Here is a 17340-nt window from a genome sequence, read left to right as displayed (position 1 = left end):
CAAGACGGAGCTTGCGTGATCTCACGCTGCCATCTGGGCACACGTCTCCTGCCGCCAGGTCTGGAAAGCCTTGCCGCGCGAACGGCGGTATTGTTCGGCGGCCATCAGGTGCCGCCGCGGACGGAAGTGACCATAGATCATCGCGTGCGCCGACAGGAACCGCTGGACTTGCCCGGGTGACTTGAAGCGCTGCATCTGACGTTCCCGACGTCGCGTTAGGCGGTGGGAATTCTCAGCACGATTGTTCAGGTATCGGCTGGTCCGATGCCGCACGTTGGGCAGAACCTCTCGCTGTGCGACGCCATAGCTGCGGAGCCCATCCGTGACGATCTTGCGCGACTTGTACTTCAGGCTCACCAGCGAGCGTTTGAAAAGCGTTTGGCGGCCGTAGCGTTGCGCCGCTCCTGCACGAGGATGTCGAGCACGACACCGTGCTGGTCCACTGCGCGCCAGAGATAAAAGAGCTCGCCGTTGATCGTCAGATACACCTCATCCAGGTGCCAAGTGTCGCCCGGCCTCGGCCGCCGCTTGCGCAACCTGCCGGCGAGGTTCGTGCCGAAGCGGAGGCACCAACGGCGGATACTCTCGTAGCTGACCACCACGCCCCGCTCGGCCGGGATCAACTCGATGTCGCGCAGGTTCAGGCTGAACAGGTGATAATGCCAGATTGCATGGTGGATGACCTCGGCCGGAAAGCGGTAGCCGGGGTAGGTAGTGGGCTCGGTCGACATGCGACCACCTAGGCCCAACCAGTTCATTCCGCCCAGCGCTCAACGACGTGACAATGCCAAGAGGGACTATAATGCGTCCCGTCCTCACAGTTCCCTGGGGCACCTGACGCCCCAGGAATTCGCTGCCAAGGCAGCCCGGAAGGGCTGCTCATGAAGCCCAGAAGTTCTCCCATCGGGCGGACCAGCTTCGGGTCCACGGTCACCATGGGCCAGGCCTCTCATAGCCGTAGATCCCCGATCGGGGGCAGGTCAAAGCACCAGTCAGGGCGACACCGCGGTCACCTCCGCAACCGCCTCCTTGCGCGGAGTTAAACGATTCCAAGCATCCAGGGCGGCAATCTTGTAAGCCTCAGCAAGCGTTGGGTAGTTAAAAGTGTTGTCTATGAAGTAGTCCAAGGTACCACCCAGATTTAGAACCGCTTGACCGATGTGCACCAGCTCGGTTGCCCCTTCTCCTACAATGTGCACACCAAGAATCCGACGCGTTTCAATCGAGACAATCATCTTCAGCAAGCCGCCATTCAGCCCCATGATGTGCCCGCGAGACGTTTCTCGAAGGCGGGCGATGCCACATTCATATGGCGTTCCAGCCCTGCGCACCTCTTCCTCACTCAGGCCTACCGTGGAGATCTCGGGTACCGAATAGATGCCGTAGGGGAAAAAGGCCGGCGCTGAGGGCAGCGGCTCACCGCAAGCGTGACAGGCCGCTATGCGCCCCTGTTCCAACGAGGTGGACGCCAAACTGGGAAATCCGATCACGTCACCCGTGGCGTAGATATGTGGCACCGTTGTTTGGAAGGTTTGCGGGTCCACTGTCAGGCGGCCACGGTCGTCGGAAGCTAGGCCACACGCCGAAAGGTTCAGTGTGTCAGTGGCGCCCACGCGCCCAGCAGTAAAGAGCAGCATCTCAGACCGCACGCGCCGGCCACCCTCCAGCATCGCCACGGGCTGGCTATTTTCGAATTCGATGGACTGCACTTTCGAGCCAAGGCGGAAGCCTACCCCACGGTCCCGCAGTTGGTGGACGAAATCGTCCACCAGTTCGCGGTCTACAAAGTCAAGAAAGCTGCTGCGCGGTTCCACCAATGTCACACGCACGTCCAACGCAGAGAAGATCGTAGCATACTCCACACCGATCACTCCGGCGCCGACAACGGTTATTGACCGCGGCAGCGTCGTGAGATCAACAAGTTCGTCGCTGTCTATTACCGTAGTGCGGTTGAACGGGATGTGGGGAGGGCGCAAAGGACGGGTCCCCACAGCGATCACAACTCGCGCTGCCTCGACTGTCCGGCTCTCGCCGGCCTCTACCTGCACTTCAATTCGGTGCGGGTTAACAAAGCTCGCCAAACCTCGCAGCATGTGCACCCGGTTGCGGGCGAACTGGTGCTCCAAGGTTTCGACCTCATGCTCCAAAGTCTTGTGCAAGCGGGTCGTCAGGTCGCCAGCTTCGATATCCTGCTTCACGCGATACGCCAGGCCATAGAAGCCGCGCTCGCGCCAGCCTGTCAGATTCAGCACGGTTTCGCGTAGCGTCTTGGACGGGATGGTGCCGGTGTGCACCGAAACGCCACCGACACGCCGGCCTTTTTCGATTACCAGAACTGAGCGGCCCAGCTTCGCTGCCTGCACTGCGGCCCGTCGTCCGGATGGCCCACTGCCGATGACGACCAGATCATATGACTGCATGCAGCTATCCCCGTCTCACCTGCGAGATATGTACGGGATAGTGACGCCGAAGTTGTCAAGTGCTTCAGCCCAGCGCGCGGCGCTCTAGATGCTTGATCCCGGGGTTTGAAGGTGCAGTCTTTTTCTTGGCATGGAGGGATGCGCTATGGGCCAAGTTCTTCACGGCTGCGCCTGTAGGCTGTGGCCGGAAAAGTCGCCGGATCGGCGCCGGCCGTCGCCATTGCCGCCTTCACCACCCAGGCCACGTCGATCGGCGAAAGCCGAGCCGTGCCGATGGCGCCGTGCCGGTTCACGGAGACGAAGACCGGCCCGCTGGTGATCGCGGCTGCCTCAAGCCAAGCGCGCGGGTCAGGGCCGGGCACGTCCGCTCGGATTGGTCGTAGGGGATGGCGATCTCGATCTCCTGGCCTTCCTAGTCGGCCTTGCTTCGACACGGGGTGACAACCATTCCCTCAGGAACGAAACGTATATCGTTCACATCGAGCGCCACCACCTCCGACCGCCGCAGCGCACCCGCAAAGCCGATCTGCAACAGGGCCCGGTCGCAGAGGGTTCGCGGCCTTTGGATTTTGGCGAGCTCGCTCAGGTCGTCACGTAGCACGACTATGTCTGCGGCCACCTTCTTCCGGGGCGGTGCCGTGACGGCGCTGGATGCCTCATCGTCTCCCGAATGGCCGGGTGTGGAGTTGGTGGCGAGCGAGGCGGTGCGCCTAGCCGACCGCCACCAGCCGCATCGTCAGGCTGGCCGGCTTGTGAGTGGTGGCGCGCCCCGCGAGGAAGCTGCCGGCCACTTCGGGTGTCGCCGGCAGGGACGCATGGCCGGGCGCCTCGCACCACGCGGTGAAGTCGGCCCAGGCCATCTGGTATGCCCGCTTAGTGCTCTCTGCCGAGGCCTCGAGCGCATAGCTCAGAGCAGCATCGGACAGTGGCGCAACCGGCGTGAGTTCAGCGGCGGGAGCGCGGGCAAAGGAGTTCATGGGTTTGTCAAGATGCTGATGGCTTCGGCCACGGCACACACTTGATAAGCCCGTAACTAGGAAACGCTGCATCGTTCCAGTTGTCTAACTTACGCAGGCAACCTGACAGCCGAAACTGTCCCTAGGCCTGATCAGTAGATGCATAATCCGAATTTTATAAAGAGATCCGCATTGCCGGCATTTCTCCTCCCTTGGGGCCGAGGTGCTGAACGTGCCAACCATACCGCCCTCCGCAACTCTAGAGTTCGATAATCACCACTCATAGCACGCTTACCATGTTGTAACGGCGCGGCCCTCGGCTGCGCCGCTCTGGGCTTTATCCGGCATCGCTGGCTTGCTCTGCGGGGAAATTATCGCTGGTCAGGGTAGGAGACGGCGTAATTCCAATTGCGCCCAAGCGGCAGTCCCGTAACCTCAACTCCCTCACGCGCTGCTCCGGTTTGCCTCGCTGGTCACTGGCAAGCCCATCAGCATTCGCTGAAGCTGGGGCGCAAAGCACCGACCGGCGTTCAGGAGTGACGTCGGCCCCGCTGGTCGGCTCCGCCCGACGGGATGACCGCACTGACCACCCCAAAAGCTGCCAGCTGAGCGGCCATGAGAAGAAAGGAGAGTTCGTAGCTGCCGCTCCAGCTCACCAGCACTGTGAAGGCCAGCGGCCCGAAGATGGATCCAACAAAGCCGAAGAGGCTGGCGGCAGCTGTTATCTCGCCGACCAGGGCCAGCGGTGCCACGCGCGCCAATTCCGCGATATGCACCCCGTTCCATCCGATGGCTGTCGTGCCTATGAGGGCCGCAGAGGCGTAGAGCGCCCAGACGTCCTGGACGACATCGGTGACAAGTAGTCCGACCGCAAGCGCCGACGCCACGGCTTGAAGCGCGAGGTGCTGGAGCGCACGACCCATGCGGTCGGCTAGCCACCCCAGGGCTATGCGCCCGAGCATGCTGGCGCCCTGCATCACCGCAACAATCCGCCCGGCCTCAGCAAGAGAAACACCATGGGCGGTGATGGCGTAAGTCGCCATGAAAGCCGTCAGGCAGGACTGCAGTACCGAAAAGGACGCTCCGAGCGCGGTCAGCAGCGGCAGGGAGGGGTGCGCGCGTAAAACACGCACGGACCTCACCACTGTCGTTGGGGAAAGCAGTGCGGGCGCCCAGCCCCGCCTGCCCACATCCCGGTCCTCGTCCAGCCGCTGCCGGAAAGGCTGCACGAGCATTATCGTGAGCAGCACGACACTGATGACCGTCCAGAGCGCGGCGGACAGTCCCTGTGCCAGCACCAGCGGTGCTACCGCGAGCCCTGCCAAGGCGCCGCCGAAAGGAACGCCTGCCTGCTTGATGGAGAAAATCAGCGTACGATGCCGGGGCGGCGCCGCGCGAACCAGGACCTGGCTGCCTGCCGGCGTATTGTGGCCGGTGCCGAAGCCAATAGCCACGGCGCCGAGGAGCCCGAGCAGACCCAGCGGCTGCGACAAAGCGGCAAGGCCGAGCGCAATGCAGGCCAATCCAATCTGCAGCGTGCGAACAGGCCCGTAGCGGGTAAGCATTGGACCGCCAGAAGCCAAACACCAGCAGATCCCAGCCGAGGTCATTGCGGCGACAAGGCCGATGCTTTCGGGCGCCAAGCCCGCGCGTGCCATCAGCGGCGGGCCCAGCAGAGGTACGGCGAGGGAGGCGAAGGAGCTGACAGTCTGGACAGTCAGGGTCGCAACAAGGGCACTAGCCCACAAAGGCAATCTCAATCCCGCTTCCGTCCTTCCACCTGCCCGGCCTTACTTACCGCCGAGCCTGCTGGATTGTGGCGGGAGCGAAGCGCTACGGCTAGAGAGTGCCGCGCGTTTTAGCGGAGCGGTTCGGCAGCTCCTGGCCGATATTGACCCGCACCGCTGACTTGCACTGCGCGGTGGTTATCGCATGTGAGAAAGCGCCTTGGAATGGCAGCTCAACTTCCGAGATGGGTGGTGAGCAGACCTTGCCTCCCGGCGACGGTTCGTCCTCCATGCCGGCCGGAACTTGGAGGGAAACGTGTCGCAGAAGGTAATCGGCCTGATCGGCGGGATGAGCTGGGAGAGCTCGGCGGAGTACTACCGGATCATCAATCAGGCGGTCAGGGCTCGGCTGGGTGGCCTGCGCTCGGCCCGCTGCCTCATGTGGTCCTTCGACTTCGGTGAGATCGAGGCCCTCCAGCACGCCGGGCGCTGGGACGACGCTGCTGCCGAGATGATAGCGGCTGCGCATCGCCTGGAACGCGGCGGCGCGGACTTCGTGGTGATATGCACCAACACGATGCATCGCATGGCCGATCAGGTTCAGGCGGCCGTCGGGTTGCCGCTGCTACACATCGCTGACCCGACCGCGGAGAGGATCAAGGAAGCCGGCCTGAGGAGGGTTGGCCTGCTCGGCACGGCCTTCACCATGGAGCAGACCTTCTACAAGGGACGGCTCACGGAACGGCACGGGCTGAAGGTGCTGGTGCCGGGAGAGGACGACCGCGCCCTGGTGCACCGGGTGATTTACGAGGAACTAGTCCAGGGCCGGGCGGAGCCGTCCTCGCGCCTGGCCTACCGCGAGGTGATCGCCCGCTTGGTGGACCGTGGGGCGGAGGCGGTGATCCTGGGCTGCACCGAAATTATGCTGCTGGTGACGCCGGAGGACAGTCCGGTGCCGCTGTTCGACACGACGGCCATACATGCCCAGGCAGCCGTCGATCTGGCTCTTGCGAAGTTCTAGCGGGCCTCTCTCTCCATATAGCTGCAGGCCCTTGCCGCGAGAGTCCGGTATGGGTCGATAGCAGCCGCCTCTGACTTGCCCCACGGAGAGGTTATCGCAAGCCAAGCCTCGTAATATGGCAGCTGACTTTCCCAGATGGGTAAGTACAATGAGGCCGACTGCCTGCCTCGGTCTTCCACGGTCACCGTACCAACTGGCTATGCGGCCGGTCTGACATTCTGGTTCAGCCGGAAAAGGTTTGTCGGGTCGTACTCGGCCTTAAGCCGGGCCAGGCGCACGTAGTTCGAGCCGTAGGCAGCGCGGACCCGCTCCTCGCCCTCCTCGCCCAGGTTGTTCACGTAGACGCCGCCCGTAGCAAAGGGCCGCACCGCCTCTGCGAAGCCGCGGGTCCAGGCGATGTTGCGCTCATCTTCGGTCGGGTCGTCCCAGATCGCGATCGGAACGCAGTCGTATGCGGCGTCCCTGTTGCCGTAAGCCGTCGTCGCCGGATCGACACGGGAGATCGCGCCGCCGACCTGCTGCAGGACCACCAAGGTCGGTGGCCCAGGCACCTCCGCGAAGCGCGCGAGCATCGCCTCGACAGCGGCGTCGCTGATTCCGTGCAGGTAATGCGACTTCCAGTAGAAGCGCCGCCCGCGCGCGAAGAGGTCGTCGAGACCGGTTTGCAGCGCAGTGTAGGCCACGGGCCCGACCAGGTCCTGCGCCGGCGGCCCGAACTCCCGCAGCGGCCGCAGGACGCGCTCGCCTTCCTCGACCGGCCCTAGGTAGCAGCAGGAGATTCCGAGCATCGGGCCTTCCGGTGTGGCCAGGAGCACCGCGTCTGCGCTCACCTCGTCGGGGGCGGCCCGGTTGAAATCGCGGTAGAACCGGAGCGCCTGTCGGGCACGGGCGAAGTCATGCAGCAGGAGGCCGCCCAGCACCGTCGGGCCCAGAGGGTGCAGCCGGTACTCAAAGGCGGTGACGATACCCAAGTTGCCGCCGCCACCGCGCAGGCCCCAGAACAGATCCGGGCGCTCCACCGCGCTCGCTCGCACCACCCGCCCGTCCGCCAGCACCACCTCGGCCGAGAGGAGGTTGTCGCAGGTCAGGCCGTGCTTGCGGGCCAGCCGGCCGATCCCGCCGCCCAGGGTGAGCCCGGCGATCCCGGTGTGGCCGACCACGCCCGAGGGCACGGCCAGCCCGTGGGCCTGGGTAGCGGCATCAAGCTCAGAGAGGAGGACGCCCGGCCCGGCCACAGCCGTCCGCGTGGTGGCGTCCACCCGGATCGTCCGCATCGGGGAGAGGTCGATCATGACGCCACCGTCGCAGGAGGAGTTGCCAGCGATGCTGTGCCCACCGCCGCGCACCGCGACCGGCAGCCCCGTGCCACGGGCGAAGGTCACCGCCTCGGCGACATCCTCGGTGGTAGCGCAGCGAAGGATGAACGCTGGCCGCCGGTCCACCATCCCGTTCCAAAGCTGACGCACCGCGTCGTAGTGGGCGTCGGTCGGGAGCACGACCTGGCCACGCAGTCTTGCCCGGAGTTGATCGATATCGCGGCAGGGCGTCAGCCCCGCCGCCGTGCGCCCGCGTGTCGCTGCCGAATAGTCCGTCACCGCTCGCTCCCTCCTGCTCGGTGCCGCCCGAGGCCACATCATACTCGGTCGGCCCCAGCCAGGTCCGTGTTCGGGCAGCGTCGCGCCAAGGCGCAGCTGCAAGCAAACGCGGAAATTTCACCTGGTGGATGAGCTGCATTCAGCTAGCATCGGGCAATGCGCAGGACCTTGCCGCCGCTGGGGGCGTTGCGCGCCTTTGAGGCGGCCGCTCGGCACATGAGCTTCCAGGCGGCGGCGACTGAACTCGGGGTGACGCCGACCGCCGTCAGCCACCAAGTACGGGCGCTGGAGATCGCCTGCGGGCGGCCGCTGTTCCGCCGGCGCCCGCGCCCCCTGACCCTGACCGAGGCGGGCGAGCGTCTCTTCCCTGTCCTGCAGGCAGGTTTCGACGGCTTCGCTGCGGCGGTATCGGCGCTGCGAGAGGCGGACGACCGCCGCCCGCTGCGGGTGACCACGACGAACGCCTTCGCCCACCGCTGGCTGGTGCCGCGTCTTTACGCTTGGCGGGAGGCTCGCCCTGACATACCGCTGGAGGTTATCGGGACCGACGCCGCGCTCGACCTGCACGCCGGCGAGGCCGACCTGACGATCCGCTATGCCCGCGCCGCACCGCCGGGCTTGGTTGCACGGGAGATCCTCCGCGACGTCTTCTGGCCCATGGCGAGTCCGGCGCTGCTGGCTCGCGGGACGCCGATCCGCCGCCCGGCCGACCTCCTGCAGCACCCGTTGATTCACATGGGATGGGGTGAAGGGATGCCGGACGCCCCGACATGGCGGCGCTGGCTTGCAGAGGCGCGGCGCATCGACCCTGGGATTTCGGAGGTCGGCAACGCGGGCGAACTTCACTTTCGGGAGGAGTTGCACGCGATCGAGGCAGTGGTCGCCGGACAAGGGATAGCGGTCTGCAGCGACGTGCTAGCGGCGCGTGAGTTGCAGAACGGCGACATCGTGCGAGCGTTCGGCCTCGCCCTCCCAGGGTTCGGCTTCTACCTCGCCCACCTGCCGGACCACCCTAGGCGGTCAGTGATCGACGTCTTCACGGAGTGGGTGCGGACCACTACGACCAGCGTCGGCGACCAGCAGGCCTGAACGACGCCGGAGACGCCATGCCCAAGCGGGGCTCAAATCCCTGGACTGCTACAGGGATGGGGCCGGCGCCTCGGGCTGCGTCGAGGCCGGTTGCGCGCGGGCAAGACCCAAGCTGGTCAGCACAGGCAGCACCACCCGGACCAGGGTGGAACGTGCAAGCATTGTCCTCCTCCTTTGGTGTGAAGCCCGGGCCACCGACCTCAAGGCCGCGGCAGGTCCATCGCCTCCGCCACGGCGGTGTAGGGCAGGCCGGCCGCGTCGTTCACCCGCCGTACTTCCTCGGCACTCAGCGCCTCGAACAAGCAGAGGCAGCGGCCATCGCCAGGTTGGAAGACGGAGCGCAGATAGCGCACCGGCCTGCCCTCGGCGCTCGACCGCTCCGCCGCGCTGATCGCTGCGGCCTGAGCGTCGGCCAGGGCCTCTACCGTGATACCGGGCAAGGTGCGCTCCACTGCGTAGACTGTCATCGGGACCTCCTGTGCTGTTTCCCTTTATCGATAGACTGGCGCGGCAGCGGGCGGCCGGGACAGCAGCCTTTGTCTATGCGCCCATAAGCAGCGGCTGGGCCTATGCCCATTGACGACGGCCACGGCGACCGCGGAAAGATGAGCGCCATGGAGATGCATCAGCTCCGTTACGCCATCGCCGCCTCCCGCACCCTCAGCTTCACCCGCGCCGCGGAGCAGTGCCACGTGACCCAGCCCGCGCTGACCGCGGCAGTGAAGAAGCTCGAGGTCGAACTCGGGGGGGCGCTCTTCCACCGCGAGCGCAACCGTTTGCGCCTCACAGAGTTCGGCCGGCAGATGGAACCGCTGCTGGCCGGGGTTCTGGAGCGGGCCGAAGCAGCGCGCGGCGTAGCGGAGAGCCTCAGGCTGCTGAACCAGCCGCCCGTGCGAGTGGGGGTCATGCCGACCCTTGGCCCGATGCGCCTCTCCGTCTTCCTTGCGGACTTTGAGCGAGCCCATCCGGGCGTAGAGGTGGCGATCCGCGAGGGGCGACCTTCGGAGTTGGCGACCTGGCTGGAGGCAGACACGCTGGACGCGGCCATCCTCAATCCGCTGGACGCACCGGCAGAGGGGTGGCGGACCGAGCCGCTCTACACCGAACGGTACGTGGTGCTGCTGCCGGCGGACCACCCACTGCGGGCGAAGGATGCGCTGGCGTTGGGCGACCTCGCTGGTCATCCTTATGTAGACCGGCTGGCCTGCGAGATGCGCGAGCGCGTCCTGGCGGTGTGCGGGCAACGAGGCGTCGAGCTCTACGCCCGCTACCGCTCGGAGCGCGAGGACTGGGTGCAAGCCATGGTCGCGGCGAAGCTCGGCTTCGCCTTCATGCCCGAGCACTCCATCACCCATCCGGGCGCGATCCAACGCCCGCTGACCGATCCAGTGGTGGAGCGTCAGGTCGCCTTGGTCACCATGCCCGGTCGTCCACAGGCGCCAGCGGTGGCGGCCTTCTTACGCGCGGCGCGGACCTTCCGCTGGCTGGGATAAGTCTCATCCGCGCGCTCCTCGTGAAAAAGGCAGTCCTTACCCCAGGTAAGCGGGCTTTTATCGCAAGGGAGGAGGCGCCGACCTCAGCTCTTTCTCATCGCTCACGGCACCCGACATCCACGGCATGAACCCGCCCTGAAGGTCGCGCCCGAAGAGCGTCGGCGTCGCACCATTAAATGGTTGAGGACCATCCGGTTGCGGATGGCGATTGGCCGCGAGCTGGATGACCGGGGGTTATCGCAACACCCACCAACATCGCCATCGCCCTTGGGACGCCACCAGCCCTTACAGCGCTCCGATCGACAGCGGAATTTTGGATAACTTCAACTGACGCGTAGTAGAAATCGGAGAAGAGGCCAGCCTGCCTTTCGGAGCCTACGGCGTAGATATGTTTGAATGTATTACCTCGGTCAGAAGCCAAGCGGCTACAGGGATCCTGCGGCTTGCCGTCGGTGTTGTGTTTACTGCAATATCGTTCGGAACAGTATCTGTTGTGGCCGAAGAGGTTATACCCATTGAAATCAGGGTCATAGGCGGTCTCGGCGGGGTTTCCCAGTATAGGGAATACGAGGAGCCTTTCTGGACGAAGGAGGTGCCCCGCCTGACGAGTGGTCGGGTTCAGGCGGACATTGCGCCGTCTGATCGCAGTGGCATCCGTGGGGCGGAAATGCTCGGGCTTCTACGGCTTGGCGTCATCTCCTTCGGCACTATCACACTGGCCGTCGCCGCCAGCGATGAACCAGAACTGAGCGCAATGGATCTGCCGGCGCTCAATCCTGACATTGCGAGCTTGCAGCAATCGCGGGACCTGCTACGGCCGCGGTTGGAGACGCTCCTACGGGAGCGCTACAATGTGCAGTTGCTCGCAGTTTACACCTATCCGGCGCAGGTTATGTTCTGTCGGGAGCGCTTCACTGGCCTTGCTGACTTGGCCGGCCGAAGGATCCGAGTCTCCTCTGTCGGGCAGGGTGAGTTGATCGAAGCGCTCGGCGCTACGCCAGTCGTCGTTCCATTTGCTCAGATCGCCAGCGCCATCAAGGATCGCATCGTGGAATGCGCGATCACGGGTAGCCTGTCGGGCAATGCGCTCGGGCTGCAGGCTGTGGCGTCGACGATGTCACGACAGGCGATCAGTTGGGGCGTCTCCCTATTTGGCGCCAACATCAGCGCTTGGCATGCGCTGCCGGTAGAGGTGAGGACGCAGCTCCAGGAGGGGCTGTCGGCTCTGGAAACCAGGATCTGGCAGGCGGCTGAGCTGGAGACCGAAGACGGTTTCGCATGTAATGCCGGTTTGCCCCAATGCATCCGCGGCAAGCCGGGCCGCATGGTGGTCCTCGACACTGCGCTCCAAGACCAGCAAACTCGCGCTCGGCTGTTGCGTGGCGTCGTGCTGCCGAAATGGATCCAGCGTTGCGGCGAGGAATGCGTTACGGTTTGGAACCGCTACATGGCGGCAGCGCGAGGTATCACCGCAGCGGCGAAGTAACCTCAGCTTTTCGCTGCTTCATCGGCTACCCTTTCTGCTGTGGCATCATAGGCATGTAGCTCCACAGGTGCTGCTCCGCGCGTAGCCGACAACAGTCGCCGGCGGTGCTACCCCCTTGTCGGCGATATATCGTCATCAGCCGACGGGGGTCTTATCGCATGTGATTCAGAGCTTGCGCGATTGCGCAGCGGGCGTGGGCCGGCGCTGCAAATGGCGGTGCGGCCGCACTACGATGCCCACTGAGGCGGACAGCGCCGAGGCCTTTCTAAAGGCAGCGCTCGATGCGGTCGGCAACCGCGGTGCGTCGTGCTGTGCGACCGCAAGTCCCGGATAAGCCTCGGCACCCCAGGCGGCGAGCAGCAGGACTAATGGCAGCCGATCATGCTGGCGCGGATGTTGGACCATAGCTTCGGAGTCCAGCAGGCGATCGACCTCTCGATTTCCCACAATGAACATTAAATCAGCAGCTTCTGGCCGTGCGGCGCCTGCCCAGGCAAGCTGGTGCTGAATGGCCACTACGTTCCGGCGGCATTGAAACACCTGCTGTCCCGCGGCCAAGTGGCTGAGACGGGTCGCGAACGGCCAGAATCTCGCCGGCGCCAATCCTCGCGGCATGCATGGCTATGACGTCGAGCGCTGGAGGGTGCAGGACAGGGAAGCGCGGCAAGGCCGTCTCGCAACAGAACGCTCGAGCGTCTGCCGGACAGGCGCACTGCTCACGCAGATGTTAAAACCCATCGCTGTCGAATGTATTTCCGCTACAATACGGCCGTGGGTTCGTTACGGCTCAAACTGTCCCCAGCAGGGTCTCGAACCCACGCCATGCAAGCAAGCTACGACGATTGCTCGCCGATCCGCTTGGGTGCCGCTGGTGCCTGCCGCCCTGCTGCTGATGGCGAGCCTGTTCGGCATCATGGCTGTTGGCCTAATGCCGCGGACGGGAGCAACCCAGTGTGCGGTGCTCGGCCCACTCTGGCTTGGGCCGGGCCACATGCTCGCTTTAGTTGATGAAGCGGGTGGCATTTTACTCAATACTGGGGGATGGCATAATGTCGTCATCGCCCGTTCCGACGACCCCGGCTTCGCGGCGGCGCTCTACCGCGCCGGGGCCTGGCTCGTGCTGGATGCCGTGCGGCTGCGTGGCTGCCTCGGTGGCGCAAAGGACTCCATCGATAGATGAACTTAACCGGCTGCGGCGCCGCTTCGGGGCCGTGCTCCTGCCGCTGCTCTGGCTGCATGCGCCGGTCATGGCGCTCACCGCCCTGGCGGTGGGACGACCTGCCCCGCCGGCTGCGCTTGCCAGTGCTGCAATGACGGCGCTGGTGCACCTCAGTTGGGCCTCTCAACGCAGCGCGCCGGCGACACGTTATCTCTCGGCCATTGCGCTAATCGGGCAGCCGGCGCTCCTCGTCTATCTGCTCGCGGGGCACCCGTGGCAGATGGACATGCATATGTACCTCTTTGCCGCGCTCGCCCCGTTGATCGGCTGATGCGACTGGCGGGTGGTGATGGTCACCGCGGTGGCCGTCGCACTGCACCATTTGATGCTGAATTTCGTCGTTCCTGCCGCGATCTTCCCAAGCGGGGCCGATCTCAGCCGCGTCTGGCTGCATGGCGCGATCGTTGCTTTCCAAACCGCGGTGCTGGTCTGGCTGGCGAACCGCCTCGTGCAGACCTTCGCGCGCGTTGGGGCGATGAGCGCCGAGATCATGCGCACCAACGAGACGTTGGAGCTGCGCGTCGCGGCGCGCACGCGCGAAGGAGGCGGCGAACATGGCGAAGAGCATGTTTCTCGCCAATATGAGCCACGAGATCCGTACGCCGATGAACGCCATCCTCGGCTTCAGCCACTTGGCGTTGCAAGCCGAGCTGACGCCGAAGCAACGCGACTTCCTGCTGAAGATCAAGACGGCGAGCGGCACGTTGCTTGGCCTGATCAACGACATCCTGGATTTTTCCAAGATTGAGGCAGGCAAGCTGAGCCTTGAGACGGTACCCTTCGACCTGCGCCAGTCGCTGGACAGCGTCATTGGCATCGCCGCCGACCGGGCGGAAGAGAAGGACATTGCGCTCCGCGTCCGGATCGATCCCGCGGTGCCGCAGCAATTGCTGGGTGATTCCCTCCGGCTCGGCCAAGTGATCCTCAATCTCCTGACCAACGCAGTGAAATTCACCGATCGCGGCGAAATCGCACTCGCCATCGGCAGCCGGCCGGGTTTGAAGGACAGGCTGCTGCTTGAGGTGGCGGTGACAGATACCGGCATCGGCATGACCGAGGAAGAACGGGCGCGGCTCTTCCGTCCGTTTACCCAGGCGGACAGCTCTACGACCCGGCGTTTCGGCGGCACCGGTCTCGGCCTCGCCGTCAGTCGGCAACTGGTGGAGATGATGGGCGGCCAGATTGAGGTAGAGAGCCGCCCAGGCCAGGGCAGCCGCTTCCATTTCACGGCGCGGCTCCGCGTAGCGGCCACGTCGACTGCGCCCGAATCTCTGCCGCAGGAAGAGTTGCAGCGCCTCCGCGTCCTAGTCGTCGACGATAATCCTGCCTCGCGCGAAGTGTTGCAGGCAATCTTCGCTGGCTGGTCGGTTCCCGTCCACGCAGGAGGGGCCTTGGCTGCTTGGCAGTGGGCTCTCGAGAGGAGGCGGAAGCGGCATGCTGCGATTTCGTGGTGGCTCAAGGGACCGGCGCGGGTGGCCATGTTCGAGGCACCGTCGGCACCTTCCCGCTGCTCGGAGACGTGCTGGACGCTGTGAGCATGCCGGTGCGGTCCGCGGGCGGCATTGGCACAGCAAAGGCTGTGGCGGCCGCGCTGGCCACCGGGGCGGATAGCGTGCGGGTGGGAACGCGCTTTGTGGCCACCTACGAGGCAGGGGCACACCCGGAGTATATGGCGACCCTGATTGCCGCGCGGGCCGAGGACACCGTGTATACGGGGGCCTTTCACCTGGGCTGGCCCGATGTGCCCCTCCGGGTCTTGCGGTCCTGCATCACCGCGGCAGAAGCATTCCAGGGCGATCAGGTCGATGAGGCCGTGCGGCTCGACGGAACACGAATGCCAATCCTTCGCTTCGGGACTGCGGTAGTGGACCGGACGGTGACGGGGCTATTGCGGCAATGGCGCTCTGGGCCGGAGAGTCGGTCAGCGGGGTGACCACGATGCAGGCGGCGGCTGAGGTGGTACGGGAACTCGCTACGGGTGCCGGAGCAGGGAGGCACTAACGGTTCAACCGGCTCCCGGCCGCAGTCGCTCCCGCGGCGTCAAAGGCGAACACAGCGTGGACGCTATCTGGGAAGCGCGAAGAAGGGCACGAGGCGTACATGGGAGCGCGAGCCGCCGAGGCTGGGGACGTGCGGCCGATGCCGACCAGCACAGGCAAACTCCCTTGCAGGACGTGACGCATTAAGCGCGATCTGGCGTGTCCGCTCCACCGGTAATGTGCGCCCTCGATCACCTGGGCTCTTCATCTGCCGCCCGAATGAACTCTCGAACCGTCCACCGGTTGGGCTGGTCTGCGCGCCCAGATACCTGCGGCCCGCGAGTATGGGACTGGTTCTGAACGCCAGGGGGAACGGCCGATGGACGTGCTGGTCGTGGACGATGAGCCGCTGATCCGCGAGTCGATCATACGCAATCTACAAGAAGCAGGCTTTCGTAGTGACGAGGTCGCCACCACCGAAGCCGCGCTGGTTGCAATCGAAGAAGCCGCCGCCGCGAGTGGGCCGCCATTCTTGGTCGTGACCGGTCTCCATCTCGGCCCAGGTATGGACGGTTTGGCGTTGGGGGCGGAGGTGCTGAGGCGCTGGCCCGAGGTCGGCGTGGTCTACATGACGTGCCATCCCGACGCGCTCGATGGACACCTGCTCGGCCCGCGCGAGCACTACATCCTCAAGCCCGTCGCGCCCGAGACGCTGCGGAACGCGGTGCGTCGTCTGACCCCCACTTTGGCGCTGGACCGGATGCCGCCCTGGGTCGGGCTAGGGAACGCGGTCGCTGCCGCTCTCGGCCTAAGAGGTGCTGCGGGAGGGCCATAGTAGGCTGGGCTCCTCGCCATCGCAGAGCGCCTGCGGTGTCAAGGCATACGCCAAAGAGTCTCCTGCCGACTGCCGGGTGAGCGATCCCCAAGTGCTTCATATCGGTATTTGAAGCAGGAGGTGTAATGCCCGCTGTTCCCATCCTCCGTGGGATGCGGAGGATCGTCGTAGAGCCTGTTTGAGCGCCCCCTCAGCCGCCCGTCACCATCTTCTCCCGAGGTGCACACACCGTGAACCGCCTGTCGGGGCGGAAGGGTGGGAGAGATGTGGACGGAACGGCATCGGGCCCGCCATGCGGCGGGCTTGAAACAGATAGTCTCCTGGCATGCCGTGCGGGAGGTGGCGCGGTGGCTGGAGCGGACGGATCCACCAAGAAGCGATGGAGCGACGCCAACGATGGCCGTTGTGCGGGCAATTGCCTGGCACCTTCGGGTGGGTGGCGTGTGGCGTGCGCTCCCGGCCGGGATGCCGCCTTGGCGCACGGTCTATGGCTGGCTCCGGCGTTGGCAGGGGCTTGGCCTGTTCGAGCAGATGATGCGCGATCTGGCCCGCCTACGCTGACGGGACGTGGGGCGAAAGCCGCACCCGAAGTTGGCGATGATCGACACACAGACGGTGAAGTGCCTCTCTGTAAGCGGCCCACGCGGCTACGACGCCGCCAAGCGCGTGGTCGGGCGCAAGCGCGTCGCCCTGGTCGACGCCGAGGGGTATTGGCTGGCGGTCGCCGTGGTTCCGGCCTCTGTCCAGGAGCGCGACACGCTGGCGGCGCTTGATGACGGCAAGGCAGCGTGGCCCAGCTTGCGTGCGGCAACCCTCGATGGCGCCTTCACTGCAGAGCGCTGCCAAGTGTGGTCCAATCTGCATGGCATGCGCCACGAGGTCGTCATCCGTCCGTCCGGCCAGAAAGGCTTCGTGGTGCTGCCGCGGCGCTGGGTGGTGGAGCGCAGCTTCGGCTGGCTCACCCATTGGGGCGGCCTGCTGTGCGACCGTGCCGGGCGCCTCGACGTGGCCGCCGCCAGGATCGAGTGCGCCGCCGCTCTCGCCGCCACCGAAGCCCTGATCAATCCAGCCTGACGCCGCTCAAACAGGCTCTCAGAGGTGATGTTGCGAAACTGCTTTGAGGTTAGATCGCTGTCGGCCCACACCAACCCCAAACCCCTCCACGCGCCGGATCAATCCTTCCGCCTCCGCCAGTGACAGCGGCGACCCCGCGGCCGCCGCGATCGGGAACACCTCGGGCCGCACCCGCTCGGGCGAGAGCGTGTTGGGCGACAGCACCATGATGCGCCAGAAGCGAAGCGCGCCGAGGATGGCATCAGATGGTGCCCGCAACCACAACGCGGGCGTGACGGTTCGAACCGGAACTCAGTTCCAGTACGAAAAGATGCATCGCCTCGGCTACGCTGGGACCGTTAGCTCCTTCCTCACTAATGAGAGCTGTGTGCGGATGTACTTACCGCGACGCGGCTGGCACCTGCGTCGTCATAACCCACTCGACCTGACGCTGCTGTCCGACAGCA

The 17340-nt window shown here is 65.1% G+C and carries 18 protein-coding genes and 1 pseudogene; 13 read left to right on the top strand and 6 right to left on the bottom strand.

What is annotated here, in order from left to right:
• Positions 1-21 precede the first annotated feature (21 nt).
• A pseudogene (locus tag JMJ55_RS25890) lies at positions 22-731 on the bottom strand (IS6 family transposase).
• Here JMJ55_RS25890 and JMJ55_RS32145 point away from each other — a divergent pair.
• The gene (locus JMJ55_RS32145) at positions 730-885 is read left to right on the top strand and encodes an integrase core domain-containing protein (RefSeq protein ID WP_407927564.1); all 156 of its coding nucleotides are present in this window, start codon (positions 730-732) and stop codon (positions 883-885) included. The pseudogene JMJ55_RS25890 and the gene JMJ55_RS32145 sit on opposite strands and share 2 nt — an antisense overlap.
• Before the next feature lie 107 nt (positions 886-992).
• On the opposite strand, the gene sthA is transcribed toward JMJ55_RS32145, so the two are convergent.
• The 3 genes from sthA to JMJ55_RS25875 all read right to left on the bottom strand — a co-directional run bounded on the left by sthA (position 993) and on the right by JMJ55_RS25875 (position 5124).
• Positions 993-2420 carry a Si-specific NAD(P)(+) transhydrogenase gene (sthA, locus tag JMJ55_RS25885; RefSeq protein WP_202828513.1) on the bottom strand — a complete coding sequence of 476 codons (1428 nt, stop codon included), beginning with the start codon at positions 2418-2420 and terminating at the stop codon, positions 993-995.
• A 710-nt stretch (positions 2421-3130) separates the two neighbouring features.
• Entirely contained in the window at positions 3131-3280 is a 150-nt protein-coding gene (locus tag JMJ55_RS25880; RefSeq protein ID WP_202828512.1) for a hypothetical protein, read from the bottom strand.
• A gap of 626 nt (positions 3281-3906) precedes the next feature.
• The gene (locus JMJ55_RS25875) at positions 3907-5124 is read right to left on the bottom strand and encodes an MFS transporter (protein ID WP_268885423.1); all 1218 of its coding nucleotides are present in this window, start codon (positions 5122-5124) and stop codon (positions 3907-3909) included.
• A gap of 295 nt (positions 5125-5419) precedes the next feature.
• On the opposite strand from JMJ55_RS25875, the gene JMJ55_RS25870 reads away from it, so the two are divergent.
• The gene (locus tag JMJ55_RS25870) at positions 5420-6124 is read left to right on the top strand and encodes an aspartate/glutamate racemase family protein (RefSeq protein ID WP_407927565.1); all 705 of its coding nucleotides are present in this window, start codon (positions 5420-5422) and stop codon (positions 6122-6124) included.
• Between the two features lie 197 nt (positions 6125-6321).
• Here the strand turns inward: JMJ55_RS25870 and JMJ55_RS25865 are convergent, their stop codons facing one another.
• Entirely contained in the window at positions 6322-7719 is a 1398-nt protein-coding gene (locus JMJ55_RS25865; RefSeq protein WP_202828509.1) for an FAD-binding oxidoreductase, read from the bottom strand.
• Positions 7720-7875: 156 nt separating this feature from the next.
• On the opposite strand from JMJ55_RS25865, the gene JMJ55_RS25860 reads away from it, so the two are divergent.
• Positions 7876-8808, top strand: a complete 933-nt coding sequence (locus JMJ55_RS25860) for a LysR substrate-binding domain-containing protein (RefSeq protein WP_202828508.1) — start codon at positions 7876-7878, stop codon at positions 8806-8808.
• A gap of 200 nt (positions 8809-9008) precedes the next feature.
• Here the strand turns inward: JMJ55_RS25860 and JMJ55_RS25855 are convergent, their stop codons facing one another.
• Positions 9009-9275, bottom strand: a complete 267-nt coding sequence (locus JMJ55_RS25855; RefSeq protein ID WP_202828507.1) for a nickel-binding protein — start codon at positions 9273-9275, stop codon at positions 9009-9011.
• Between the two features lie 153 nt (positions 9276-9428).
• Here JMJ55_RS25855 and JMJ55_RS25850 point away from each other — a divergent pair, with 153 nt between their 5' ends.
• The 10 genes from JMJ55_RS25850 to JMJ55_RS31240 all read left to right on the top strand — a co-directional run.
• Positions 9429-10301 (top strand): LysR family transcriptional regulator, encoded by an 873-nt coding sequence (locus JMJ55_RS25850; RefSeq protein WP_202828506.1) that lies wholly within the window; start codon positions 9429-9431, stop codon positions 10299-10301.
• 592 nt (positions 10302-10893) lie between these two features.
• On the top strand, positions 10894-11787 hold the full coding sequence (gene dctP, locus JMJ55_RS25845; protein WP_202828505.1) for a TRAP transporter substrate-binding protein DctP: 894 nt from the start codon (positions 10894-10896) through the stop codon (positions 11785-11787).
• A gap of 871 nt (positions 11788-12658) precedes the next feature.
• Positions 12659-12967, top strand: coding sequence for a hypothetical protein (locus JMJ55_RS25840; protein WP_202828504.1), 309 nt, complete (start codon positions 12659-12661; stop codon positions 12965-12967).
• A 31-nt stretch (positions 12968-12998) separates the two neighbouring features.
• Complete coding sequence (locus tag JMJ55_RS25835; protein ID WP_202828550.1) at positions 12999-13277, top strand: hypothetical protein; 279 nt, start codon at positions 12999-13001, stop codon at positions 13275-13277.
• A gap of 334 nt (positions 13278-13611) precedes the next feature.
• Positions 13612-14541, top strand: a complete 930-nt coding sequence (locus JMJ55_RS25825; protein ID WP_236034059.1) for an ATP-binding protein — start codon at positions 13612-13614, stop codon at positions 14539-14541.
• Positions 14454-14939 (top strand): nitronate monooxygenase, encoded by a 486-nt coding sequence (locus tag JMJ55_RS32140; protein ID WP_407927563.1) that lies wholly within the window; start codon positions 14454-14456, stop codon positions 14937-14939. The genes JMJ55_RS25825 and JMJ55_RS32140 overlap by 88 nt, the downstream gene beginning before the upstream one ends.
• 425 nt (positions 14940-15364) lie before the next feature.
• A complete protein-coding gene (locus tag JMJ55_RS25815) occupies positions 15365-15820 on the top strand; it encodes a response regulator (RefSeq protein WP_202828500.1) in 456 nt (151 codons plus the stop codon).
• A gap of 264 nt (positions 15821-16084) precedes the next feature.
• Entirely contained in the window at positions 16085-16381 is a 297-nt protein-coding gene (locus tag JMJ55_RS32135; RefSeq protein ID WP_407927562.1) for a transposase, read from the top strand.
• Between the two features lie 36 nt (positions 16382-16417).
• Positions 16418-16894, top strand: a complete 477-nt coding sequence (locus JMJ55_RS25805) for a transposase (RefSeq protein WP_236034067.1) — start codon at positions 16418-16420, stop codon at positions 16892-16894.
• 190 nt (positions 16895-17084) lie between these two features.
• Positions 17085-17340 (top strand): hypothetical protein (locus JMJ55_RS31240; RefSeq protein WP_236034058.1); only part of this gene is annotated, 256 nt, incomplete at its 3' end.

It is taken from the genome of Belnapia mucosa (assembly GCF_016775475.1).
Classification (GTDB): domain Bacteria; phylum Pseudomonadota; class Alphaproteobacteria; order Acetobacterales; family Acetobacteraceae; genus Belnapia; species Belnapia mucosa.
The sequence above is the reverse complement of the archived record's forward strand: the minus strand, read 5'-3'. Positions and strand labels throughout refer to the sequence as shown.